This window comes from Burkholderia savannae (assembly GCF_001524445.2).
In the GTDB taxonomy this organism is placed as follows: Bacteria; Pseudomonadota; Gammaproteobacteria; order Burkholderiales; family Burkholderiaceae; genus Burkholderia; species Burkholderia savannae.
In genome coordinates this window covers 1,838,914-1,862,548 of sequence record NZ_CP013418.1, presented here as the reverse complement: position 1 = coordinate 1,862,548, position 23,635 = coordinate 1,838,914, and the positions used below count along the sequence as shown (strand labels likewise).

At 69.1% G+C, this 23,635-nt stretch carries 15 protein-coding genes; 10 read left to right on the top strand and 5 right to left on the bottom strand.

Annotation, left to right across the window (positions count from 1 at the left end; genetic code table 11):
* Positions 1-49: 49 nt before the first annotated feature.
* Both WS78_RS29370 and WS78_RS29365 read right to left on the bottom strand, forming a co-directional pair.
* A complete protein-coding gene (locus WS78_RS29370) occupies positions 50-493 on the bottom strand; it encodes a hypothetical protein (RefSeq protein ID WP_038755257.1) in 444 nt (147 codons plus the stop codon).
* A 434-nt stretch (positions 494-927) separates the two neighbouring features.
* A complete protein-coding gene (locus WS78_RS29365; protein ID WP_038755258.1) occupies positions 928-1,890 on the bottom strand; it encodes a helix-turn-helix transcriptional regulator in 963 nt (320 codons plus the stop codon).
* Between the two features lie 285 nt (positions 1,891-2,175).
* Between WS78_RS29365 and WS78_RS29360 the strand changes: the two genes are divergently transcribed.
* The 3 genes from WS78_RS29360 (at position 2,176) to WS78_RS29345 (ending at position 8,446) form a co-directional block, all read left to right on the top strand.
* Positions 2,176-4,350, top strand: coding sequence for a TonB-dependent receptor (locus WS78_RS29360; protein ID WP_082717490.1), 2,175 nt, complete (start codon positions 2,176-2,178; stop codon positions 4,348-4,350).
* A gap of 332 nt (positions 4,351-4,682) precedes the next feature.
* Positions 4,683-6,596 carry an ABC transporter ATP-binding protein gene (locus WS78_RS29350; RefSeq protein WP_059575558.1) on the top strand — a complete coding sequence of 638 codons (1,914 nt, stop codon included), beginning with the start codon at positions 4,683-4,685 and terminating at the stop codon, positions 6,594-6,596.
* Positions 6,596-8,446, top strand: a complete 1,851-nt coding sequence (locus tag WS78_RS29345) for an ABC transporter ATP-binding protein (RefSeq protein WP_081990127.1) — start codon at positions 6,596-6,598, stop codon at positions 8,444-8,446. The genes WS78_RS29350 and WS78_RS29345 overlap by 1 nt, the downstream gene beginning before the upstream one ends.
* A 250-nt stretch (positions 8,447-8,696) precedes the next feature.
* Here the strand turns inward: WS78_RS29345 and WS78_RS29340 are convergent, their stop codons facing one another.
* The gene (locus WS78_RS29340; protein ID WP_442854954.1) at positions 8,697-9,518 is read right to left on the bottom strand and encodes a hypothetical protein; all 822 of its coding nucleotides are present in this window, start codon (positions 9,516-9,518) and stop codon (positions 8,697-8,699) included.
* 100 nt (positions 9,519-9,618) lie between these two features.
* Here WS78_RS29340 and WS78_RS38555 point away from each other — a divergent pair, with 100 nt between their 5' ends.
* The 4 genes from WS78_RS38555 (at position 9,619) to WS78_RS29320 (ending at position 14,235) form a co-directional block, all read left to right on the top strand.
* Entirely contained in the window at positions 9,619-9,837 is a 219-nt protein-coding gene (locus WS78_RS38555) for a hypothetical protein (RefSeq protein WP_156439868.1), read from the top strand.
* A 1,128-nt stretch (positions 9,838-10,965) separates the two neighbouring features.
* Positions 10,966-11,832 (top strand): SAM-dependent methyltransferase, encoded by an 867-nt coding sequence (locus WS78_RS29330; RefSeq protein ID WP_038755264.1) that lies wholly within the window; start codon positions 10,966-10,968, stop codon positions 11,830-11,832.
* A 437-nt stretch (positions 11,833-12,269) separates the two neighbouring features.
* A complete protein-coding gene (gene pip, locus WS78_RS29325; RefSeq protein WP_038755265.1) occupies positions 12,270-13,208 on the top strand; it encodes a prolyl aminopeptidase in 939 nt (312 codons plus the stop codon).
* A gap of 202 nt (positions 13,209-13,410) precedes the next feature.
* The gene (locus WS78_RS29320) at positions 13,411-14,235 is read left to right on the top strand and encodes a class I SAM-dependent methyltransferase (protein WP_059575556.1); all 825 of its coding nucleotides are present in this window, start codon (positions 13,411-13,413) and stop codon (positions 14,233-14,235) included.
* Positions 14,236-14,458: 223 nt separating this feature from the next.
* On the opposite strand, the gene WS78_RS29315 is transcribed toward WS78_RS29320, so the two are convergent.
* Both WS78_RS29315 and prpR read right to left on the bottom strand, forming a co-directional pair.
* Positions 14,459-16,069 (bottom strand): methyl-accepting chemotaxis protein, encoded by a 1,611-nt coding sequence (locus WS78_RS29315; RefSeq protein ID WP_059575554.1) that lies wholly within the window; start codon positions 16,067-16,069, stop codon positions 14,459-14,461.
* 449 nt (positions 16,070-16,518) lie between these two features.
* Complete coding sequence (gene prpR, locus WS78_RS29305; protein WP_059575723.1) at positions 16,519-18,540, bottom strand: propionate catabolism operon regulatory protein PrpR; 2,022 nt, start codon at positions 18,538-18,540, stop codon at positions 16,519-16,521.
* Positions 18,541-18,757: 217 nt separating this feature from the next.
* On the opposite strand from prpR, the gene prpB reads away from it, so the two are divergent.
* The 3 genes from prpB to acnD all read left to right on the top strand — a co-directional run bounded on the left by prpB (position 18,758) and on the right by acnD (position 23,555).
* Positions 18,758-19,651 carry a methylisocitrate lyase gene (gene prpB / locus WS78_RS29300; protein ID WP_038744230.1) on the top strand — a complete coding sequence of 298 codons (894 nt, stop codon included), beginning with the start codon at positions 18,758-18,760 and terminating at the stop codon, positions 19,649-19,651.
* A 63-nt stretch (positions 19,652-19,714) separates the two neighbouring features.
* On the top strand, positions 19,715-20,887 hold the full coding sequence (gene prpC, locus WS78_RS29295; RefSeq protein ID WP_038744225.1) for a bifunctional 2-methylcitrate synthase/citrate synthase: 1,173 nt from the start codon (positions 19,715-19,717) through the stop codon (positions 20,885-20,887).
* A 73-nt stretch (positions 20,888-20,960) separates the two neighbouring features.
* Positions 20,961-23,555 carry a Fe/S-dependent 2-methylisocitrate dehydratase AcnD gene (gene acnD / locus WS78_RS29290; protein WP_059575549.1) on the top strand — a complete coding sequence of 865 codons (2,595 nt, stop codon included), beginning with the start codon at positions 20,961-20,963 and terminating at the stop codon, positions 23,553-23,555.
* Positions 23,556-23,635 lie beyond the last annotated feature (80 nt).

Below are 23,635 nucleotides of genomic sequence, written 5' to 3'. Positions count from 1 at the left end.
TGCGGCGCCGTGCGCCGGTCAACTCGGCGCGGCGTTCGCTCTCGCGGCGCTACGGACTTCTGCGCGCGGCGCGCGGCGCGGCCGGCGTTCGCGCGCGGCCGCCGCCCTGTTCAAGCCACGCCTGCGCCTGTGCGCGCGCTTCGACGTGCGTCGCGGCGATGCGAAACGGGTAGGGCGCATGCCCGGCGCGGTCCCACGCGCGGGCCTTGTCTTCATAGACGCGCCGCCGCGCGCCGTCCGCCTCGATGCGGATCGCGCCGGCGCACAGCCGCTGCTGCTCGGCGTTGTCGCGACTCCATTGAACATACGCGGATACGAAGCGCGGCGAATGACGCGGCAGCTCCTCGCCGTCCATCACCAGCACGAACGGCTCGGCGCGCGCGTACAGCGCCTTGAACTGCGCGAGCCGTGCATCCGCCTCCGTATCGGGCACCTGCGCGGGCATGTGCAGATACACGAGCGGCCAGGATCGGGTGTCGATGAAGTCGTTCATGAATCCCTCGTCGGTAACGCCACGCAAGCGACAAGACTCGGGACAGACGAACCCGCGCGCGGCCTTCGAGCGACACGCGCAATCGATCGGCGGCCGCCTGAAAGATCCGTTTGAGGATCGGCGAGCCATCGTCTGCCTGCCCCGAGTGCAACGGCGCTGTGCGACGCGCGCTGCCTCGATTTGTCGTGCTTCTTATTATTGAGAACGATAAGCGTTATTGTTTAGAGCCTCTACCCGAAACGGGTTTATTTGCGCTCGTATCGGTATCCGGCCGCCGCCGAAAAACGCTCGCCCGACACGGATGGCGCGGCATCCGCATCGGGCGAAAAGAGGGGGGGGAGGGCGCAGCCGGGGTGCGGACAGCGACGGGCGATGCCGCGAAAGAGCGCGTCATGCGGATATCGCGCAAGGCCCGGATGTCGCCGGACGAATCGTCAGCGGCGATGCTTGAACGCCGACGGGTTGACGCCGAACTGCTTCTGGAACGCCGCCGTGAAATGGCTCGCGTTCGCGTAGCCCATGTCGGCGGCGACGGTCATCACCGGCATGTCGGCGCACGCCAGCCGACGGCGCGCCTCGTGCATCCGCTCGTGCTGGAAGAGCCCGTAGACGCTGTGATCGAACAACTGGCGAAAGCCGCGCTTGAGCTTGAGCACGCTGAGCCCCGTTTCCTTGGCGAGCGCCGCGATCGTCGGCGCGCGGCTCAGATCCGCGAGCAGCAGATCGCGCGCGCGCAGCAGCTTTTGCCGGTCCGCGGCCGGCAGCGGCCACGCGTGCTGCGCGGGCTCGCCGTGCGCCTCGATCACGAGGCTCGCGAGCGCGAGGCTCTGCCCGAGCAGCCACAGCGACGGGCGGCCCGAGCGGCCCTGCGCGCATCGATGCCTGTCTTGCAGCGCATGGCTCAGCGCCTGCGCGGTCGCGCGCATCTCGGCGTCGCATCGGCATGGCGCGCAACAGCGCGCCGAATCGAGCTTGCGCTGAAGCGCCGTGTCGAGATCGGGCGCGAGCTCGCGCACGAGATCCGGCCGGATCGACACGGTCACGCTTTCGATTCGGCCCGCATGCATCGCGCGGCCGCTGCAATCGGGCGTGTAGCTGATGCATCCCGTGCCCGCCGACAGCACATGCTCGGTTTCGCGGACGCCGGTGTCGATCGAGAAGCGCGAGCGGCCCTGCAGCGCGCAACAGAAATGCACGCGGCCCCAGTCGTCGCGAAGGTTCATCGAGACCGGCTGCCGCAGCTCGCCTTGCCAGACGAGCACGTCGATGCCGTCCTGCAACGCGACGCGCAGCAGCCGGCAGTCGGGCGCGGATTCGGGGGGCGGCGTGGAATCCGCGAGCAGCGTCGATATCGCGACTTCGGGTGTTGTCGCATGCGTAGGACTGGTAGCAGGCATCGGTGATCGTCTCCGCGCACATACCGATCGGGGTAGAAGTCGATCCGATCGGGGTGGCAATGTAAATGAGAATTGTTATCATTATTGCAATTCCAGTCGCCGCCGTCGAGACGATTCGCTCATTCCGGGAGAGCCGGTCGGTTTCGGCGGCTTCACGCGCCCTCGGGCGCGCGACGGCTTCGTCTCGTCATGGCGCGCGCCCACGACGACACGGGATTGCTCGTGAGGCACGATCGCACGAGGAGTCCGCCGGCCGTCCTACGAGATCATCAAGGAGTGTGTTTCATGCGGTATCAGCGGGCCTGGCGGGGCAGGCTCCAGGCGTCGAACGCCTTTGCAACGGCAGTAGCGGTTTCTCTCATTTCTTTGGCGGGCATCGCCCGCGCAAGCGCGGCCGACGCATCGCCGGCGCAGCGGCCGGACGGCGCTCCGGCTCGGGCCGGCTTGCCGCCCGGCGCGGCGCAGGCCACCGAGCTGTCCGCGGTGACCGTCACCGCGAGCAAGCGCGATCAGCCGCTCGCGACCCTCAACGGCGCGGCGGTCGTCGTCGAGCAGCCGGCGCTCGACGACGCGCAGATCGCGAACACGCTCGATCTCGCGCGCGTGCTGCCCGGCGTGCAGATGACGGGCGGCGGTTCGCTGCTGTTTCCGCTGATCGGCTTGCGAGGCGTCACGTCGGCGCAGGATTTCTACAATCCGGCGCTGACCGTGTACGTCGACGGCGTGCCGCAGTTGCCCACGTTCGCGTCGCAGACGCTCATGAGCGTCGATCGCGTCGAGTTGCTGAAGGGGCCGCAGGGCACGCTGTACGGCAAGAGCGCGGAAGGCGGCGTGCTGAACATCGTCACGATGCCGCCCGACAACACGCCGCGCGTGCACCTGCGGGCGGGCGTCTCGAGCCGCGGCGGCAACGTCGAGCAGGCGGAGGTCGCGGGGCCGCTCGTCAAGGATTTGCTGTACGGCGCGGTGTCGCTCGCGCACGTCGACGCGCCCGGCGATCTGCGCAATCCGGTGAGCGGCGCGGATCATCAGGGCGGTTCCCGCTCATTGGCAGGCAGCGCGAAGCTGCGCGTCGCGCCGACCGGCGCGCCGTGGGAAGTGAACGTATCGGTCGGGCGCGATTGCGCGAAGGCGACGCAGGATATCTACGTGCCCTTCGACGACATCGGCGGCCGCACCGCGAACATCGATCCGCGGCTGCCCGCGCAATACGCGGAGTCGTACATGCGCCGCTGCGGGAACAGCTACGCGCTGTCCGGGCGCTACGACATCGGCGACTGGCGTCTGTCGGCGGTTTCCGCGTGGCAGACGCTCGACATCGAGCGGCGCTTCCCGTTTCTCCAGTACTTCGTGCAGCAGCCGGAGAACTGGCGGCAGAACGTCCAGGAACTGCGGCTCGCGACGCATGCGCCCGGCCGGCGCTGGGACGCGGTGTTCGGCCTGTATCGGCAGGACGTGCATCAGTCGCGCACGTACGTCAACGACATGATGATTCCGTCGGTCGTCAATCTGTCGACGACCGCGTCGAGCAACGAGAGCAAGTCGATCGCCGCTTACGGCGACGTCACGTGGCACGTGACGGGCGCGCTCGATCTGTCGGCCGGCCTGCGGGCGTCGCGCGATCAGGCCTGGACGCAGTTCGCCGGCACGGCGATGGCGTCCGCGTCGACATACGCGCCGTTCGCCGGCGCGAGCGGGATGGCAGGCAACCGGATTCTCGGCAAGCTGTCCGCCGGCTATCAGATCGATCCGGCGTGGCGCGTCTATGCGAACGTGTCGCAGGGCTACAAGCCGGGCGGCTTCAATCTCGCGCCGTCGAGCCTCGCGGATGCGCAAGGCTTCGGCCCCGAGCGCGCGGTGAGCTACGAGCTCGGCGCGCGGTACACCGGGCAGAAGCTGCGCGGCAGCGTGGCGCTCTATCGGATCGACATCCGCAATGCGCAACTCTACGGCAGCGATCCGCTCGGCTACCAATCGCTGCGCAACGTCGGCGACACGCGCTCGACGGGCGTCGAGTTCGGCGTCGAATGGGGCATCGCGCGCGGCTGGACGGCGGCGCTCGACGGCTTCTTCAACCACGCGACGTTCCGCAGCTACGTCGATCCGTTCGGCTGCGCCGCGTGCGCCGGCAACGACGTTCCGTTCGCGCCGCGCTACGGCTTCACGCTGAACGTGGGCGGCGACGTGCCGACGAGCGTCGGCACGGTCCGGCCGCGCGTCGCGGTGCGCTGGGTCGGCGCGCAGTACTTCGACGTCGCGAACAAGCTGCGCCAGGGCGGCTATGCGCTCGTCGACGCGTCGCTCGGCTGGCGCGTGCGCCGCGACGTCGAGCTCACGCTCTATGCGCAGAACCTGACGAACCGCGACTACCGCACGTATGCGTTCCGCGCGCCGACGGGCAATCTCGCGCAGGTCGGCCTCGGGCGCACGGTCGGGGTGACGGTTGCGTTCGACTACTGACCGCGCGAGCCGCGGCGCGGCGGATCGCTGCGCGCGCCGCGCCGCGCTCGATGCGCCCGCCCGCCGCGCGCCGCCGGGCGGCGACGTCGCCCGCGATGCGCCGCCGCGCGCGATCGCGTGCCGTCGCGCGACGCGGTGCACGGCCGTCGCGCGGACGCGCACGGTTTCTCCTGCCGCCGCGCGCCGCGCGTGATCGGCTTGCGCCGCCGCGCGCCAACCAGTCTCGCCCGTTGCCGGGCCCACGAGGAATCGCCATGTCCGAACCACCGACCGAATCCGCCCGTCCAGTACGCCGACGGCGCGCGGATGCCCGCCCCGACCCGTGGCGCATCATGCGCCCGGTGCGTGCGCAGATCCGCTTCGCGATGTTCGTCTCGTCGCTCGCGACGCTGCTGAACGTCGCGTTCCTGCTGTCGCTCGCATGGACCGTGCGGCAGCTCGCCGAGCGGCCGCACGCGTGGCCGGCGTGGCCTCTCGCGTGCGCCGTGCTGTGCCTCGCCGGCAGCTATTTCCTGCGGCTCGGCGCGTTCAGCCAGTCGCACTACGCGGCGTTTCGCCTCGAGAAGATCCTGCGCGGCGATCTGGCCGAGCGCCTGACGCGCGTGCCGCTCGGCACGCTGCAGCAGGTCGGCGCGGGCGCGCTGTCGAAGGTCGTCCACGACGATGTGAAAGCGCTGCACATCTTCGTCGCCGACAGCACGCCGCTCTATGCGCGCGCGTTCGTCGGGCCGGCGTGCACGCTCGTCGCGCTGCTGTGGCTCGACTGGCGGCTCGCGCTCGGTGCGGCGGCGGTGATGGCGATCGGGTTCGGCGTGCTGACGCTCGCGATGCGCAATTCGGTCGAGATGAGCCGGCTGTACAACGACGCGCGCGAGCGCGTGAGCGCGGCCGTCATCGAATTCGTGCAGGCGATGCCCGTCGTGCGTACGTTCGATGCCGGCTATTCGACGTTCGGCCGCTTCCAGCATGCGCTCGACGCGTATCTAGACGTGCTCACGCGCTGGTATCGGCAGGCGGGCTTTTCCGCACGCTTCTCGTTCGCGGCGCTCAATCCGCTGCCGACGTTGCTCGTGATGCTGTGGCTCGGCGCGTGGCTCGTCGCGCGCGATGCCGCGGATTTCGGCGCGTGGATCGCGGTGCTGCTCGTCGGCACCGGCATGGCGGAGGCGATGATGCCGATGATGATGCTCAACCACATGGTCGACAAGGCGAAGCTGAGCGTCGCGCGAATCCAGCAGACGCTGGCGTTGCCGACGCTGCCGATGCCCGCCGTTGGGCGAGCGCCGGCCGACGCGAGCGTCACGTTCGAGAACGTCGGCTTCGGCTACGGGGCGACGGCCGGGGACGATTCGGACGCCGCGCCCGCCTGCCGCGACGCCGGTCGCGTTCGGGGCGCCGGCGGTGGCGCGAGCGGCGACACAAGCGGCGACATAAGCGGCGACATAAGCGGCGGCACAAGCGGCGACAAGCACGCCGACGCCGACGCCGACGACCGCGACGGCGCGCGCGTGCTGCGCAACGTGAGCTTCCACGTTCCGCAGGGCTCGACGACGGCGCTCGTCGGCCCGTCGGGCGCGGGCAAGACGACCGTCGCGCGGCTGATTCCGCGCTTCTGGGACGTGGACGCGGGGCGCGTGCTCGTCGGCGGCGTCGACGTGCGCGACATGACGGCCGATACGCTGATGTCGCAACTGGCGTTCGTGTTCCAGGACACGTTCCTGTTCGCCGACACGATCGCGAACAACATCCGCCTCGGTTCGCCGAATCGCACGATGGACGACGTGATCGCGGCGGCGAAGGCCGCGCAGGCGCACGACTTCATCATGGGCCTGCCGCACGGCTATGACACGCGCGCGGGCGAGCGCGGCGCATTCCTGTCGGGCGGGCAGCGGCAGCGCGTCACGATCGCGCGCGCGATCCTGCAGAACCGCCCGATCCTCGTGCTCGACGAGGCGACCGCGTTTTCCGATCCGGAGAACGAGGCCGAGCTGATGCGGGCGCTGTCCGCGCTGATGCGCGGCAAGACGGTGATCATGGTCGCGCATCGGCTGTCGACGATCCGCCATGCCGACCAGATTCTCGTGTTCGATCAGGGCGAGCTCGCCGAAGCGGGGCGTCACGATGCGCTGCTGGCGGCGCGGGGCGTCTATGCGCGGCTGTGGGACAGCCACGAGCGCGTGCAACGCTGGGCGCTGCGCGGGGGCGCGCAGGAAAACCGGAACCGCGTCGAACAGGAGCGCGCGTGATGAAACACGAATCGACCGAAACCCCCTGCCCGACGTCGTGGCGCGTGACGTATCGCCGGCTGACGAGCGTCGCGGGCCCGAATGCGGCGGCGCTGCGCGCGAGCATCGTCGGCCTGTGCGTGGCCGCGGCCGCGCAGGGGCTCGCGCTCGCGTGCCTGTTTCCGCTGATCGCCGCGATCGTCGGCGCGCGCTCGATCGAGTCGGCGTTCGGCTGGCTGGTCGCGATGACGCTGATCGCCGCGTTCGCGACACTCGTTCGCTGGCGCGCGCAAGGCTTCGAATACAACGGGCGCATGGCGCACACGACGCACGCGCTGCGCATGCGGCTCGGCGAGCAGTTGCGCCGCATGCCGCTCGAAACGCTGCAGGACAAGCGCTCGGGCGAGATGAACGCGCTGCTGCTCGGCAACGTCGACGAGAACCTGAACTACACGCTCGCGATTGTCAACATGATCGCGCTCGCGACCGTCACGCCCTGCGTCGTCGCGCTCGCCGCGCTTTTCGTCGATTGGCGCGTCGGCCTGATCCTGCTGCTCGTGTTTCCCGCGATCGTGCCGCTGTACCGCTGGCGCCAGCCGGCGCTCGGACGCGGGATGCGCGCGCTCGCGGACGCGCACCGCCGCCTGAACGCCGACATCGTCGAATTCACGCAAGGGCTGCCGGTGCTGCGCGCGGCTTGCGGCGACACGGCGAAGGCGTCCACGCTCGCTGAGCGCTGCGACGAGTTGCTCGCCATGCAGACGGCCGCGCACCGCAAGAGCGCGAAGCCGAATCTCGTCGTCGCGAGCGTCGTCGAGCTGGGCCTGCAGCTCGTCGTCGCGGCGGCCGTCACGTGGGTCGTGATGGGATCGCTCGATCTGTCGGTCGTCGCGGCCGTGATGGTGATCGTCGTGCGCTTCTCCGAGCCGATGGCGACGCTGATCGGCTATGCGGCGGTCGTCGAGATGATCGAAGCCGCGCTGGAGCGCATCGAGGCGCTGCTCGCGGTCGAGCCGCTGCCGTTGCGTGAGCCGTCTTGCGTGCCGAGCCGCTTCGATTTGCGTTTCGACGACGTGTCGTTTCGCTATGCGCGTGCGGCGGGCGACGCGCTCGGCGGCTTCAGCGCGACGCTGCCGGCGAACGGGATGACGGCGCTCGTCGGCCCGTCCGGATCGGGCAAGTCGACGATCGCACGTTTGCTGCTGCGCCATGCCGATCCTCAGCGCGGTGCGATCGAGATCGGCGGCGTCGACATTCGCCGGATTCCGGAGGCGGCGCTGAATTCGCTGATTTCGGTCGTGTTCCAGGACGTCTACCTGTTCGACGACACGGTGCTCGCGAACATCCGGATGGCCCGCCCGGACGCGACGGACGACGAAGTCGAGGCGGCGGCGCGCGCCGCGCAATGCCACGCGTTCATCGAACGCCTGCCGCAGCGCTGGCAGACGCGGCTCGGCGAGATCGGCGGCCGGCTGTCGGGCGGCGAGCGTCAGCGCATCTCGATCGCGCGCGCGCTGCTGAAGAATGCGCCGATCGTGATTCTCGACGAGCCGACCGCGGCGCTCGACGTCGAAAGCGAACTGGCGGTGCAGCGCGCGATCGATGCGCTCGTGCGGGACAAGACCGTCATCGTGATCGCGCATCGTCTGTCGACGATCGTCGGCGCGGACCGGATTCTCGTGATCGACGGCGGCCGGCTCGTGCAGCAGGGGCGGCACGACGAGCTGATCGCGGCCGACGGGCGCTATCGGGCGATGTGGGACGCGCAGTATCGGGCAAAGGCGGCTCTCGACGGATTCGGCGGGGCGCCGCGCGGGCAGCGCGCAACGCCGGCGACGAACGCGGACGACGCGGTGGCGCAACGCCGCTGACACGGCGGCGGCGCGGTCGACGCATGGGTTCGGCTCGTTCTCGCGCGGACGTGAGCGGCGACGAAGCCGCATGCGAACCGGGCGCCGCGGCACGGCTCGGCGGCGTAATGGCGAACGGCACGAGGGTACGATCGCAAGACGGCTAGACCGCACGACCGCACGACCGCACGACCGCACGACCGCACAACCGCACAGCGGCGAAACAGCGAAACCCCAAGGCGGCGGCCTCGTCCGTCCGCGCCTGCTTGCATCAATCCGCGGTGTCGCCGCCCTTCGGCACCTTCGCCTGCGCCTTCTTGCCCGGCGCGGGCGACCATGCGGGGCGCGTCTTGCGCGCCGAATCGACGACGACGAGAAAGCGGCCCGCCCAAGGCGTGACTTGCCGATGCGCGCGCAGCACCCAAGGCGTGTCGCCGGTGGCGGCGCGCGCTTCATACTCGGCGTCGAGAATCCCGTGCTGATCGATGAAGACGTTCAGCGTCGCGGGAATCCGCACGCATCCCTTCGAGTGGCGAATGCCGAGCAGCGGCTCCAGATATTCCGGGTCCGTCGCGTGCATCTGAAAGCGCATCTGAGACACGCCGCCCTTGCCCCAGCCGCGCTCCGCGTCTGCCCAGCCGAAATCGTAGATGCGCATGTCGTGGCGGCCGTAGCCGCGAATGCCGTTGTCGTTCATCGTGCCTTCCGCGCGGAAATCCATGTTCGCGGGCGTGTGCTCGAACACGCCGAGCGGCGTCACGAAATGGTCGTACTGGCCGGGCAGGCCGGTCGCGACGGGCGATGCGCCGATCATCTCCCACGTGTTGTTCCGCGTCGTGCGGAAGTAGATGAATGCCGCCTGCACGTTCGGCGCGCGATCGACGAGCACGACGTATTCACGGGCCAGCTCGCCCAGATTGCGCGTATCGAGCATTTGTTGCAGGCGCTCGCCGTATGCGCGCTGCTCCGCTGCCGGGACGTTCAGGCGTCGCGTGACTTCGTGCGCGAACGTTGCGCGCAACGCGAGCGCGCGGCGCGTTACGTCCGCTGCTTCGGCTTCGGTCAGCGTCGGCAGCGGCGGGGCGGTTAGCACGCGGGGCGTTGCCGATTGTGCGCTCGACGCTTGCAAAGACGCGGATGCGCCGGATGCCTCCGACGCGCTCGACGCGCTCGATGCGCTCGAAGTGCCTGAAGTGCCCGAAGTGCTCGATGCGCCGGATGCGTTCGACGCGCCCGATGGAGCGCGATGTGACTTCGTGGCGGGCGCGACCACTGCCGAAGCCGCGCTGGCCGACACGGATGCTTTGGTGGTAATCGTCGCAGCCAGTTCGGCGCTAACCGGTTGCGATACGAATATCGCGAAGCCCGCAAGCGATGTGCGTGCAACGACGCAAAGCATGCATGCGCATTGAAGGAGACGTGGCTGCGTAGTGTGAGGACGGTTCATCGAAGCTGCCCCCGGCGAATCCGAAAATGCCGGTCGGTCTAGCCGCGGCACACACCGGTTCCATTCGCCGCGAATGTCGAGGCTTTCTTTGCTTGGTTTGCGATTCCGATGCCGAAGTTCCGGCTTTCATCGGTCGTGGGGGCGCGCCGCCGCTTGGGTGACGTGCGCTTCGTCATGCCCTTTCATTCTAGATAGCTGCGCCTGAGCCGCGTTGATCCGGATCGAATGCGCGCGTCGGGCGTCGCCGGAGTGTTTGCATTTCGCATTCGACACCCGGCAACAGCATGACGAGCCGGATCGTGCGCGTCTTCCCGTGACGGTTAGCGCGCACCGGTGCTTCGCGGCGGCGTGCGTCGCGCGGTGCGCTCGGAGCGTGTCGCGCCGCGCGATCGGCGTGGGTGGCGCGCTGCACGCCGGAACGCGTGACGCGCGGATGTCGAGCGAGGCAAGGCGGGACGCGCAATGATCCGGGCGGGGCGTGATCGTGGGCCGACCGTCCGGACGATTGCATGCGCGAGGCGGCGGCCGGTGAATTCGACGTTCGGCAGCGCCGGCGCGGAATGATTCGGTATCCGGTGCAATCGGCGCGCGGCCGTCGCTGAGGCGAAGGCGCTCTAAGGCACGTTCCCGTGATCGAAAAAATCCGTCGAGGGGCTGGCCGCCAGAAGGGCCGATCGCTGCGTCATGCTCCTCGCGAATACGTCGAGTATTCACTTCGTCGCAATCCTTGTGCTCGGCCCTTCTGGCGGCCAGCGCAAGCCCGTTATTAGCGGGAACAGGCCCTAGGGCGCTTTCGTTGACGTTCCATGTGCAATGCGCTTGGCATCGCGGCCCGGGGCTCTCGTCGTGTCCGCGGCGTCGAGACAGGCATCGAGACAGGCATCGAAACAGGCATCGAAGCGCGGCACGCGGCATCAGATCGCTTGTTGGAACCGTTTTTGTCGGCGCGCACGACGATTAGACGAACGAAACGTGCCGATGAGCGCAGGCGCGGCGGAATTCGCGCGAGCGCGCATGCGAGTGCATTCGTCTCGCGATCGGCCGATGCGCGGCCTACACTGGATTCATCGAACTTTTCAGACGAGGTGTCGACATGGCGTTGACAGCAGCGCAGACCGGCGCGCGACCGATTGCGATGGTCGCCGTCGAGCAACGGCTTCCCGCGGAGCGGCGCATCATCGTCGACGAACTGGCGGGCGCGATCGCGCCGCTTGGCACGCGAGCGATCGTCTCGTTGATCGGCCCGCGCGGGGCGGCCTGGATGGCCGCGAAGTCGGACCGGAATTTCCCCGGCGTCTGGGGCGGCATCCTGTGCCGCAAGCGCTTCATCGACGAGAAGTTGCTCGAATCGGCCGGCGAGATCGATTCGTTCGTCAATCTCGGCGCGGGTTTCGACACGCGCGCGTATCGGCTCGCGCCGCTCGCGAGCGTGCCCGTGTGGGAAGTCGATCAACCGCGGAACATCGATGCGAAGCGGCGGCGCCTTCGCCGCCTGTTCGGCGAGGTGCCCGAGCACGTGACGCTCGTGCCGATCGATTTCGAGCGCGAGACGCTCGCCGCGGAGCTGGCCCGGCACGGCTATTCGAGCGGCAGGCGAAGCTTCTTCGTGTGGGAAGGCGTCACGCAATATCTGACCGAGGCGGGCGTGCGCAAGGTGCTGGATTTTCTCGCGACCGTCGCGCGCGGCAGCCGGCTTGCGTTGACCTACGTGCGCAAGGATTTCATCGACGGCCGGAATCTGTACGGCGACGAGAATCTCCATCGGCGCTACGTCGAGCAAGGCCGGCTCTGGCATTTCGGCCTCGATCCGCAGGACTTGCAGGGCTTTCTCGAACCCTATCGCTGGCGCGTCGTCGAGCATCCCGAACCTGCGGCGCTCGCGCGGCGCTACATCGAGCCGACCGGTCGGGCGCTCACCTGCATGCCGCTCGAACGGACGGCTTACGCGGAGAAGATCTAGGCGCGATCGAGCGGCCGATCGCCGATCGCCCGATAGGCCGATAGTCCGGCGCGCCGACGAATTCACGTCGCGCAGGGCCGCCTCGAGCGTGCGCTCGACGGCGGGTGCCCGGGGAATCCGGGCTCTTACCTCCACCATGCGGGCCGCCGGCAGCCGCCGGCGGCGTTCGCGCTGCTCGTCGGCGCGTTGCGCCGCGACGGGTAGCGCGGGCGGCCGGGCGATGACCGCGCGCAAGCGGTGCTACCGGGCGCGGACTGGCGCGGACTGGCGCGGACTGGCGCGAACGGGCGCGCCGATTTTCCGTCGACTCGGCATAATGAAGCGTCGCTTTCGACGCCGAACCGGGGCTGCCGGCCGCCGGCCGACGATGCGCACCCGCGCCCGTCGTCCGCGCACGATCGCTCCGGTCGTTTTCTTCCATTCATCCGGAGCGCCTCTTGTACCCACCGATCGAACCCTACGCGCAAGGCTTGCTCGACACCGGCGACGGCCATCAAGTGTATTGGGAGCTGTGCGGCAATCCCGACGGCAAGCCGGCCGTCTTCCTGCACGGCGGGCCGGGCGGCGGCTGCCGCGCCGATCACCGCCGCCTCTTCGATCCCGCGCGCTACAGCGTGCTGCTGTTCGACCAGCGCGGCTGCGGCCGCTCGACGCCGCACGCGAGCCTCGAGAACAACACGACGTGGCATCTCGTCGACGACATCGAGCGGCTGCGCGAGATGGCGGGCGTCGAGCGCTGGCTCGTGTTCGGCGGCTCGTGGGGCAGCACGCTCGCGCTCGCGTACGCGCAAACGCATCCGTCTCGCGTGAGCGAGCTCGTCGTGCGCGGCATCTTCACGGTGCGCCGCGCGGAATTGCTGTGGTACTACCAGGAAGGCGCATCGTGGCTGTTTCCCGATCTTTGGGAGGCGTTCGTCGCACCCATTCCGCCGTCCGAGCGCTCGGACCTGATGGCCGCGTACCGCCGCCGGCTGACGGGCGACGACGAGGCGGCGAAGCACGAAGCCGCGCGCGCATGGAGCATCTGGGAAGGCCGGACGATCACGCTGCTGCCGAATCCCGTGCACGAAGCGCATTTCGGCGACGCGCATTACGCGCTGGCGTTCGCGCGCATCGAGAATCACTACTTCGTTCATCAAGGTTTCATGGAGGAAGGGCAGTTGCTGCGCGACGCGCATCGTCTCGCGGGCATTCCGGGCGCGATCGTCCAGGGGCGCTACGACGTCGCGACGCCCGCCCGCACCGCGTGGGAGCTCGCGAAGGCGTGGCCGCGCGCATCGCTCGAGATCGTGCCCGACGCGGGACACGCATATGACGAGCCGGGCATCCTGCGCGCGCTGATCGCGGCGACCGATCGCTTCGCGCGCGAGCGTTGATTCGCGATCGGGCATCGCGTGCGACGCACGTCTCGCCGCATCGCGAAGCGGTGCGCGCGTGGCGCGCCGCTTCGAGCCTTTCTTCGAAATCTCCGCCAGTGTAAGCCGCAGAACAGAGATGCGTGAGCGCGCATGACGATACTCGAAGCGAGTTCAACGAAGTGCGGCGATTCGCCGAGGCTGTCGGCGAAGAGGGGGAGTCGTGAACGCAGGTTTCGTGCAGGACCGCATCAATCAGGCCGTCTGGCGCAGCCGCAGCGCGCTTCGCGGATACGGGCGCGCATCCGGCTGGACCGATCCCGGCGAGGCGGCGGCGTTCGCATGGATCGCCGAGCGCGTGCGCGACGAGCCGATCCTCGACGTCGGCGTGGGCGGCGGGCGCACCGTGCCGCTGCTGAAGTCGATCAGCGCCGACTACACGGCCGTCGACTACACGCCCGAGCTCGTCGAGATCTGCCGGCGCAATCATCCGGGCACGCGCGTGCACCGGATGGACGCGCGCGACATGTCGACGTTCGCCGACGAGAGCTTTTCGCTCGTCGTGTTCAGCTACAACGGCATCGACGCGGTCGATCACGATGGCCGGATGTCGATCCTGAAGGAGTTCGCGCGCGTGCTGCGGCCGGGCGGCTTCGCGCTGTTCTCGACGCACAATCTCGCGGGGCCGAGCTATCGGGAAGGGCCGTCGCGGCTCGTTCGTCTGCCGCGGCGCTCGGCGAATCCGCTCGCGCTCGCGATCGATGCGGCGCGGATCGCCTATTCGCTGCCGGTCGGCGCGTTCAACTATGTCCGGAATTCGCGTTTCAATCGAACGTTCGACGGCTATGCGATGCGCGTGTGCGCCGCGCACAAGTTCGGGATACTCATCATGTATACCGATTTCGACACGCAGCAGCGGCAGCTCGAAGCCGCCGGCCTGAAGCTGCGCGCGGCGTTCGGCGGCTCGACCGGCAAGCCGTTGCGGCGCGAACAGGATCTCGGCGGCGAAGCGTGGTTTCACTTCGTCGCGAGCAAGCCGGGTGCGTAGCGTGGATGCGGTTGCATTGATGCGTCGCATGTGATTCGCTGCGTCGCGTTCAGTTTCGTTCTGTTGCGTTCAGTCGTTCGGTCACGCTCAGTCGCGCTTAGCCGAGCCGTGCCGTGCCGAGCCGTGCCGCGCCGTGCCACACCGAGCCACACCGAGCCACACCGAGCCGCACCGAGTTGCGCCGAGGCGAGCGCCGGTGGTATGCGCGCGGCTCGCCGGGCGTTCAGACAAACGCGTCCGCCAGCCGAAGTTTTTGCTCGGCGGGCTGCTGCGCGCCGCGAGCGTCGCCGCGCTCGCTCACGCGATCGTCTTGCAGCCTGAACACCGCGACCGCGCCGTGCAGCGCGCGCGCCTGCTCGGCGAGCGCGTGCGCCGCCGCCGACGCCTCCTCGACGAGCGCCGCGTTCTGCTGCGTCACGTTGTCCATTTGCGCGACGGCATGGTTGACCTGCTCGATGCCGACGCTCTGCTCGTTCGACGCCGACGCGATCTCGCTCACGATGTCCGTCACCTGCCGCACCGAGCCGACGATCTCGCCGATGATCCGCCCCGCGTCGCCGACGAGCGCGGAGCCCGCGCCGACGCGTTCGGCCGACTGCTCGATCAGCGCTTTGATTTCGCGGGCCGCCGTCGCGCTGCGCTGCGCGAGCGTGCGCACCTCGCCCGCGACGACCGCGAAGCCGCGCCCTTGCTCGCCCGCGCGCGCGGCTTCGACGGCCGCGTTCAGCGCGAGGATGTTGGTCTGGAACGCGATGCCGTCGATCACCGCGATGATCTCGGCGACCCGGCCCGAGCTGTCCGCGATCCCGCGCATCGTGTCGACGACTTGCCGCATCACGTCGCCGCCGCGCGTCGCGGTCGTCGACGCGCCTGCGGCCACCGCGCACGCATGCTGCGCATGCTCGGCGTTGCGGCGCACGGTCGACGTGAGCTCGTCCATGCTCGCCGCCGTTTCCTCGAGCGACGCCGCCTGTTCCTCGGTGCGCGACGACAGATCGAGATTGCCCGACGCGATCTGCGCGCTCGCGGTCGCGACGCCGTCGGCGCTGTGCCGCACGTCGTGGACGACGCGCGACAGGCTCGCCTGCATGTCCTTCAGCGCGGCGAGCAGCTCGGCGATCTCGTCGTCGCCGCGCGCGTCGATCGGCGTCGACAGATCGCCCGTCGCGACCCGGCGCACGCAAGCGAGCGCGCGCGCGAGCGGGCGCGTGACGGCGCCGCTGAACCAGACGCCGCCGGCGAGCGCGAGCGCGAACACGACGAGCGTCGCGACGATGCTGACCGTCGTCGCGTGCGCGGCGTTGCTCGCGGCTTCGGCCGATTCGCGCGCGCTGTCGGCGGCGATGTCCTGCGCGGCCTTTTCGAGGAGCGCGGCGGGCGCGCGATCGACGCCGGCCACGGCTTGGTCGCCCACCGACGGATCGAAGCCCGACGCCTTGAATGCTTCGAATCCCTTACGATAGCCTCGCCCCATTTCCACGTGCGCCGACGCGAATTGCTCGATCAGCCTGCGGCTTTCGCCGTCGGGCAGCTTCGATTCGAGTTCGGCGGCGAGTGCGCCGACGGTTCGTTCGCGCTGCTGGAACGCGCTCCAGTATTTGTCGAGTTTCGCCGGGTCCTTGCCGCGCAGCAGCGTGTCCTTCCATTCCTGCACTTGCAGCTTGAACGCGACGAGCGTCGCGGACACCATCCGCTCGTTCGCGGCGTTTTGCTGGACCGTCGTGGCGTACGTGTCGAGCGAGCGGTTGAGCGCATGAATGCCGTAGAACGCGCCGGCGGATGTGAGGACGAGGGCTGCCGCGAAGGCAAGCGGGATTTTGTGGCGGAGCTTCATCTGATTTCGGGCGTTGCTGGGTGAATGCCGTGTGGCCTGCGTCGATGGCTGGTTATCGGCGCGGGCCTGGGTTCCTTAAATCAGATGATTGAGCGCGACGGGCAGGCGAATCGCGGATGCCGGGATGCGATGGGATGCGTCGGGATGCGTCGGGATGCTCGGGATGCGCGTGCGAGCGGGCGGGGCGCGCAGGCAATGCGGGCGCGTTGCGGCCGACGAATCGCGTGACGAAGCGAGAATCGCGACGAAAGGCGCGAGGACAACGCGCTGCGAATGCCGCAAGCTGAAAATCGCGAGACGCGAGACGCGAGACGCGAGACGCGAGACGCGAGATGCAAGTTGCAAACCGCAAACCGCAAACCGCAAACCGCAAACCGCAAACCGCAAGAACCGAAGCGAAAGCGCTTCGCCGCAAGTTCCCGGTTGCGCGTCACACGCCGCCGCCGCGCTTACCGCTGCCGCGCTTTCCCTTCGTCGGCGGCGAGCTTGCGCCACAGCGTCGTCTTGCTGATGCCGAGCATCGCGCACGCGCGATCGCGATCGCCGCCGCATGCGTCGAGCGCGGCGCGGATTTCGTCGGCTTCCGCGCGCCGGCGGCGTTGCACGAGCGTCAGGCCTTGCGCGGCGTCATCGTCGCCACCATCGCCTGCATCCGCGTTGCCGCCGCGCTCGCCTTGGCCGCCCGCCGCGAACGCGTCGCTCGCGAGCACCTCGGGCGCGATCGCGCGCAGCGTGTCCACGCTCGCCGCCGCGTCGCCGCGCTCGTCGGCATCGGCGAGCTCCACCGCGATCCGCTCGATCACGTTTTGCAGCTCGCGCACGTTGCCGGGCCATCGATAGCGGCTCAACGCCGCGTTCGCCGCCGCGAGCGCGCGCGCCGCGTCGTGCGCGTCGCGCAGCCTGTCCGCGAGCCGCGGCTCGCGTTGCGCGGCCTGCGCGAGCAGCGTCGCGGCGAGCGCGGGAATGTCGGCCGCGCGTTCGCGCAGCGGCGGCAGCCCGATGTTCAGGATGTTGAGCCGGTAATAGAGATCCGCGCGGAACGCGCCCGCCTCGACGGCCGCGAAGAGCGGCCGGTGCGTCGCCGCGACGACGCGTATGTCGATCGGGATCGGCTCGGTCGAGCCGACGCGCACGACCTCGCGCTCCTGCAGCACGCGCAGCAGCCGGCTTTGCAGCGACGGCGGCATCTCGCCGATTTCGTCGAGAAACAGCGTGCCGCGATGCGCGGCCTCGAAGAGCCCCGCCTTGCCGCCGCGCCGCGCGCCCGTGAACGCGCCTTCCTCGTAGCCGAACAGCTCGCTCTCGAGCAGCGCTTCCGGAAACGCGCCGCAGTTCACGGCGACGAACGGATACTTGCGGCGCGCGGACAGCGCATGCAGGCTCTGTGCGATCATCTCCTTGCCGGTGCCGCTTTCGCCGAGGATCAGCACGGTCGCGTCCGATTTCGCGTAGCGCCGCGCGAGATCGCGCGCGTGCGCGATCGCGGGCGACGCACCGACGACGTCGTCGAGCCGGTAGCGCGCGGTGAACTGCTGCGCGTGCTGATGCGAGCGCAGCGTGCGGTCGAGCCGCTCGACCGCGCGCGATTCCTGGAACGTCAGCACGCTGCCGGGCGCGCCGCCGCTCGCGGCGAGCGGCCCGCGATGCACGACGTAGCGCACGCCGCGCAAGGTCGCGAGCGTGTCGCCGTCGGCCGCGCGCAGCGTGCGCAGCTCGGGCGTCAGCTCGTGCAGCGCGCGGCCGACGGCGGCCGACGGCTCGACGCCGAGCGCGAGCGCGAGCCGCTCGTTGATCGCCTCGACGCGCCCGTCGCCGTCGAGCGCGACGACGCCGTCGCGCAGATGCTGCAGCAGGTTGTCGAGGCGCTCGCGGCGCAGCGCCTCGGCGTGCGTCGCGTGCGCGACCTCGAGCGCGGTGTTGACGGCCGCGCGCACCGACGCGTGCGAGTACACGAACACCGCGCCCATCCCGACGTTCGCGGCGAGATCGGTGACGAGCCCCGGCCCGACGACGGTCTGGATGCCGCGCTCGCGCATTTCGAGCACGCGCGTTTCCGCTTCCTGCGCGCTTTGGTACGACGTGAACACGACGTCGAGCCCGTACGCGGCCACGAAGCTGCGCACCTCGGGCGGCGTTTCGCCGTAGCTGACGAGCGCGATCCGGCTCGCGTCGCGCCGCGCGCGGGCGAGCGCGTGCATCACGTCGAAGCCGGTCGGATTGACGAGCACGACGGGCACGCGCACGCGCGCCTTCAGGTAGGTGCCGTTCGAGCCGGCCGCGACGATCGCGTCGGGCCGCTCGCCGCCCGCCGTCGCGAGCGCGGTGATCGCTTCCTCGTAGCCGCGCGCGACGATCCGCAGGTCGGCGCGCTCTTCGTATTCGTCGGCGATGTCGCGAAAGAGGGCGCGCAGCCGGCTGATGCCGACCGCCCAGACGCGCGGGCGCACGCCGGTTTCGGGTAGGGTGCTCATGATCGAGACCGAAAGGCCGGGCGCGCGCGGCGCTCGGCCGGATGGATGACGATTCGCATTATCGCGCGTCGATTTCAAATATGGAATTTCAATTTCGAAATTGCAATTGTCCGACATGAGCGGCAAGCGCGGATTGCGCGCAGAATCAGCAGCTTAGCGGCCGGCGATCGGCCTGGCCCGGACCTTGCTCTTGACGAGCATCTTTCAGGAGGAGTCGATGGGCAACCCACAACTGATCAGCGCCGGCGCGAAGTTCCGCGCGGCGGTCGCGGCCGAGCAGCCGCTGCAGGTGGTCGGCGCGATCACCGCGTACGCCGCGAAGATGGCCGAGGCGGTTGGCTTCAAGGCGGTGTATCTGTCGGGCGGCGGCGTCGCCGCGAACTCGCTCGGCATTCCCGATCTCGGCATCAGCACGATGGACGACGTGCTCGTCGACGCGAACCGGATCACCAACGCGACGAACCTGCCGCTTCTCGTCGACATCGATACCGGCTGGGGCGGCGCGTTCAACATCGCGCGCACGATCCGCTCGTTCATCAAGGCGGGCGTCGGCGCGGTGCACCTCGAGGATCAGGTCGGCCAGAAGCGCTGCGGCCACCGTCCGGGCAAGGAATGCGTGCCGACGGGCGAGATGGTCGACCGGATCAAGGCGGCCGTCGACGCGCGCACCGACGAGACCTTCGTGATCATGGCGCGCACCGACGCCGCGGCGGCCGAGGGCATCGACTCGGCGATCGAGCGCGCGATCGCGTACGTCGAGGCGGGCGCGGACATGATCTTCCCCGAGGCGATGAAGACGCTCGACGATTACCGCCGCTTCAAGGAAGCGGTGAAGGTGCCGATTCTCGCGAACCTGACCGAGTTCGGCTCGACGCCGCTTTTCACGCTCGACGAGCTGAAGAGCGCGAACGTCGACATCGCGCTGTACTGCTGCGGCGCGTATCGCGCGATGAACAAGGCCGCGCTGAACTTCTACGAGACGGTGCGCCGCGACGGCACGCAAAAGGCCGCGGTGCCGACGATGCAGACGCGCGCGGAGCTGTACGAGTATCTCGGCTACTACGCATACGAAGAGAAGCTGGACCAGCTCTTCAGCCAAGGCCGGAACTGAAGCGCGGATGCGCGCGAGCACCGAAGCAGGGAATCACGGATTCGAACCCAGGAGAGTATAAGGATGAGCGAGACGAAGGAAGCGGCGGCGACGAGCGCCGCGGGCGGTTTCAAGCCGAAGAAGTCGGTTGCGCTGTCGGGCGTCGCGGCGGGCAACACGGCGCTGTGCACGGTCGGCAAGACCGGCAACGATCTGCATTACCGCGGCTACGACATTCTCGACATCGCCGGCTCGAGCGAATTCGAGGAGATCGCGCACCTGCTCGTGCACGAGACGCTGCCGAACGTCACCGAGCTGGCCGCGTACAAGGCGAAGCTGCGCGCGATGCGCGGGCTGCCCGCGAACGTGAAGGCGGCGCTCGAATGGGTGCCGGCGTCCGCGCATCCGATGGACGTGATGCGCACGGGCGTGTCGGTGCTCGGCACCGTGCTGCCCGAGAAGGACGATCACAACCTGCCGGGCGCGCGCGACATCGCGGACCGGCTGATGGCGTCGCTCGGCTCGATGCTGCTGTACTGGTATCACTATTCGCACAACGGCCGCCGGATCGAAACGGAAACCGACGACGATTCGATCGGCGGACACTTCCTGCACCTGCTGCACGGCAAGACGCCGTCGAAATCGTGGGTCGACGCGATGCACACGTCGCTGATCCTGTACGCGGAGCACGAGTTCAACGCGTCGACGTTCACGGGCCGCGTGATCGCCGGCACGGGCTCGGACATCTATTCGTCGATCACGGGCGCGATCGGCGCGCTGCGCGGGCCGAAGCACGGCGGCGCGAACGAGGTCGCGTACGAGATCCAGAACCGCTACCGCACGCCTGACGAAGCGGAAGCCGACATCCGCCGCCGCGTCGAGAACAAGGAAGTCGTGATCGGCTTCGGCCACCCCGTCTACACGATCTCCGATCCGCGCAACAAGGTGATCAAGGAAGTCGCGCGCAAGCTGTCGAAGGAAGCGGGCGACCTGAAGCTCTTCAACATCGCCGAGCGCCTCGAATCGGTGATGTGGGAGATCAAGAAGATGTTCCCGAACCTCGACTGGTTCAGCGCGGTGTCGTACCACATGATGGGCGTGCCGACCGCGATGTTCACGCCGCTCTTCGTGATCGCGCGCACGTCCGGCTGGAGCGCGCACATCATCGAGCAGCGAGTCGACAACAAGATCATCCGCCCGAGCGCGAACTACACCGGGCCGGAAGACCTGAAGTTCGTGCCGATCGAGAAGCGCTGATCGGCGGCATCCGGCGGCCGGGCGCGACGCCCGGCCGTTTCGCGACGATCGTTACCCAGTCTGTCCCCACGCAATGAACACTGCCAACCGCAAACCCCTGCCCGGCACGTCGCTCGATTATTTCGACGCGCGCGCCGCCGTCGACGCGATCAGCCCGGGCGCGTACGACGCCCTGCCGTACACGTCGCGCGTGCTCGCCGAGAACCTCGTGCGCCGCTGCGACCCGGCGATCCTCGCCGATTCCCTGAAACAGCTCGTCGAGCGCAAGCGCGAGCGCGATTTCCCGTGGTTTCCGGCGCGCGTCGTGTGCCACGACATCCTCGGCCAGACCGCGCTCGTCGATCTCGCGGGCCTGCGCGACGCGATCGCGGAACGCGGCGGCGATCCGGCGAAGGTGAATCCGGTCGTGCCGGTGCAGCTGATCGTCGATCACTCGCTCGCCGTCGAGTGCGGCGGCTTCGATCCGGACGCGTTCGCGAAGAACCGCGCGATCGAGGATCGCCGCAACGAGGATCGCTTCCACTTCATCGAGTGGACGAAGAAGGCGTTCGAGAACGTCGACGTGATTCCGCCCGGCAACGGCATCATGCACCAGATCAACCTGGAGAAGATGTCGCCCGTGATCCAGGCGCACGACGGCGTCGCGTACCCGGACACCTGCGTCGGCACCGACAGCCACACGCCGCACGTCGACGCGCTCGGCGTGATCGCGATCGGCGTGGGTGGCCTCGAGGCGGAGAACGTGATGCTCGGCCGCGCGTCGTGGATGCGCCTGCCGGACATCGTCGGCGTCGAGCTGACGGGCAAGCGCCAGCCCGGCATCACCGCGACCGACGTCGTGCTCGCGCTCACCGAATTCCTGCGCAAGGAAAAGGTGGTCGGCGCGTATCTGGAATTCCGCGGCGAGGGCGCGAAGAGCCTCACGCTCGGCGATCGCGCGACGATCTCGAACATGGCGCCCGAATACGGCGCGACGGCCGCGATGTTCTTCATCGACGGGCAGACGATCGATTATCTGCGCCTGACGGGCCGCAGCGACGAGCAGGTGAAGCTCGTCGAAACCTACGCGAAGGCGGCGGGCCTGTGGGCCGATACGCTCGCCAACGCGCAATACGAGCGCACGCTGACGTTCGATCTGTCGAGCGTCGTGCGCAACATGGCCGGCCCGTCGAACCCGCACAAGCGGCTGCCGACGTCGGACCTCGCCGCGCGCGGGATCGCCGGCCAGTGGGAGGAGAAGGCGGGCGAGATGCCCGACGGCGCGGTGATCATCGCCGCGATCACGAGCTGCACGAACACGAGCAACCCGCGCAACGTGATCGCCGCGGCCCTGCTCGCGCGCAACGCGAACGCGCGCGGCCTTACGCGCAAGCCGTGGGTGAAGAGCTCGCTCGCGCCCGGCTCGAAGGCGGTCGAGCTGTATCTGGAAGAAGCGAACCTGCTGCCGGAACTCGAGAAGCTCGGCTTCGGCATCGTCGCGTTCGCGTGCACGACCTGCAACGGGATGTCCGGCGCGCTCGATCCGAAGATCCAGCAGGAGATCGTCGAGCGCGACCTGTACGCGACGGCCGTACTGTCCGGCAACCGCAACTTCGACGGCCGCATCCATCCGTATGCGAAGCAGGCGTTCCTCGCGTCGCCGCCGCTCGTCGTCGCGTATGCGATCGCCGGCACGATCCGCTTCGACATCGAGAAGGACGCGCTCGGCCACGACCAGGACGGCAAGCCCGTCACGCTGAAGGACATCTGGCCGACCGACGAGGAGATCGACGCGATCGTCGCGTCGAGCGTGAAGCCCGAGCAGTTCCGCCGCGTCTACGAGCCGATGTTCGCGCGCGCGGCCGACGCCGGCGAGCGCGCGGCGCCGCTGTACGACTGGCGGCCGCGGAGCACGTACATCCGCCGCCCGCCGTACTGGGAAGGCGCGCTCGCGGGCGAGCGCACGCTGCAGGGCATGCGAGCGCTCGCCGTGCTCGGCGACAACATCACGACCGACCACCTGTCGCCGTCGAACGCGATCCTGTCGACGAGCGCGGCGGGCGAATACCTTGCGAAGATGGGCCTGCCGGAAGAAGACTTCAACTCGTACGCGACGCACCGGGGCGACCACCTGACCGCGCAGCGCGCGACCTTCGCGAACCCGACGCTGATCAACGAGATGGCGGTGGTCGACGGCGCGGTGAAGAAAGGCTCGCTCGCGCGCGTCGAGCCGGAAGGCAAGGTCATGCGGATGTGGGAAGCGATCGAGACTTACATGAATCGCAAGCAGCCGCTGATCGTCGTCGCCGGCGCCGACTACGGCCAGGGCTCGTCGCGCGACTGGGCGGCCAAGGGCGTGCGGCTCGCGGGCGTCGAGGCGATCGTCGCGGAAGGCTTCGAGCGCATCCACCGCACGAACCTGATCGGCATGGGCGTGCTGCCGCTCGAGTTCAAGCCGGGCACGAACCGCACGACGCTTCGCATCGACGGCACCGAGACGTTCGACGTGATCGGCGGGCGCACGCCGCGCGCGGATCTCACGCTCGTGATCCATCGCGGGAGCGGCGAGCGCGTCGAGGTGCCCGTCACGTGCCGGCTCGATACGGCCGAGGAAGTGTCGATCTACGACGCGGGCGGCGTGTTGCAGCGCTTCGCGCAGGACTTCCTCGAATCGTCGAAGGCGGCGTAACGGTGCGGTGACGCGCGTTGCCGGGCGATGCGGCGACGCGCCGCCTTGCGGGGCCGTTCGCCGCGCGCGGGCGGCCCCGG

Coding starts and splice junctions, on each gene's coding strand:
- WS78_RS29345 (WP_081990127.1), top strand. CDS start 6,596: ATGAAACACGAATCGACCGAAACCCCCTGCCCGACGTCGTGGCGCGTG.
- WS78_RS29350 (WP_059575558.1), top strand. CDS start 4,683: ATGCGCCCGGTGCGTGCGCAGATCCGCTTCGCGATGTTCGTCTCGTCG.
- acnD (WP_059575549.1), top strand. CDS start 20,961: ATGAACACTGCCAACCGCAAACCCCTGCCCGGCACGTCGCTCGATTAT.
- WS78_RS29370 (WP_038755257.1), bottom strand. CDS start 493: ATGAACGACTTCATCGACACCCGATCCTGGCCGCTCGTGTATCTGCAC.
- prpR (WP_059575723.1), bottom strand. CDS start 18,540: ATGAGCACCCTACCCGAAACCGGCGTGCGCCCGCGCGTCTGGGCGGTC.
- prpC (WP_038744225.1), top strand. CDS start 19,715: ATGAGCGAGACGAAGGAAGCGGCGGCGACGAGCGCCGCGGGCGGTTTC.
- WS78_RS29360 (WP_082717490.1), top strand. CDS start 2,176: ATGCGGTATCAGCGGGCCTGGCGGGGCAGGCTCCAGGCGTCGAACGCC.
- WS78_RS29365 (WP_038755258.1), bottom strand. CDS start 1,890: ATGCCTGCTACCAGTCCTACGCATGCGACAACACCCGAAGTCGCGATA.
- WS78_RS29315 (WP_059575554.1), bottom strand. CDS start 16,069: ATGAAGCTCCGCCACAAAATCCCGCTTGCCTTCGCGGCAGCCCTCGTC.
- prpB (WP_038744230.1), top strand. CDS start 18,758: ATGGGCAACCCACAACTGATCAGCGCCGGCGCGAAGTTCCGCGCGGCG.
- WS78_RS29330 (WP_038755264.1), top strand. CDS start 10,966: ATGGCGTTGACAGCAGCGCAGACCGGCGCGCGACCGATTGCGATGGTC.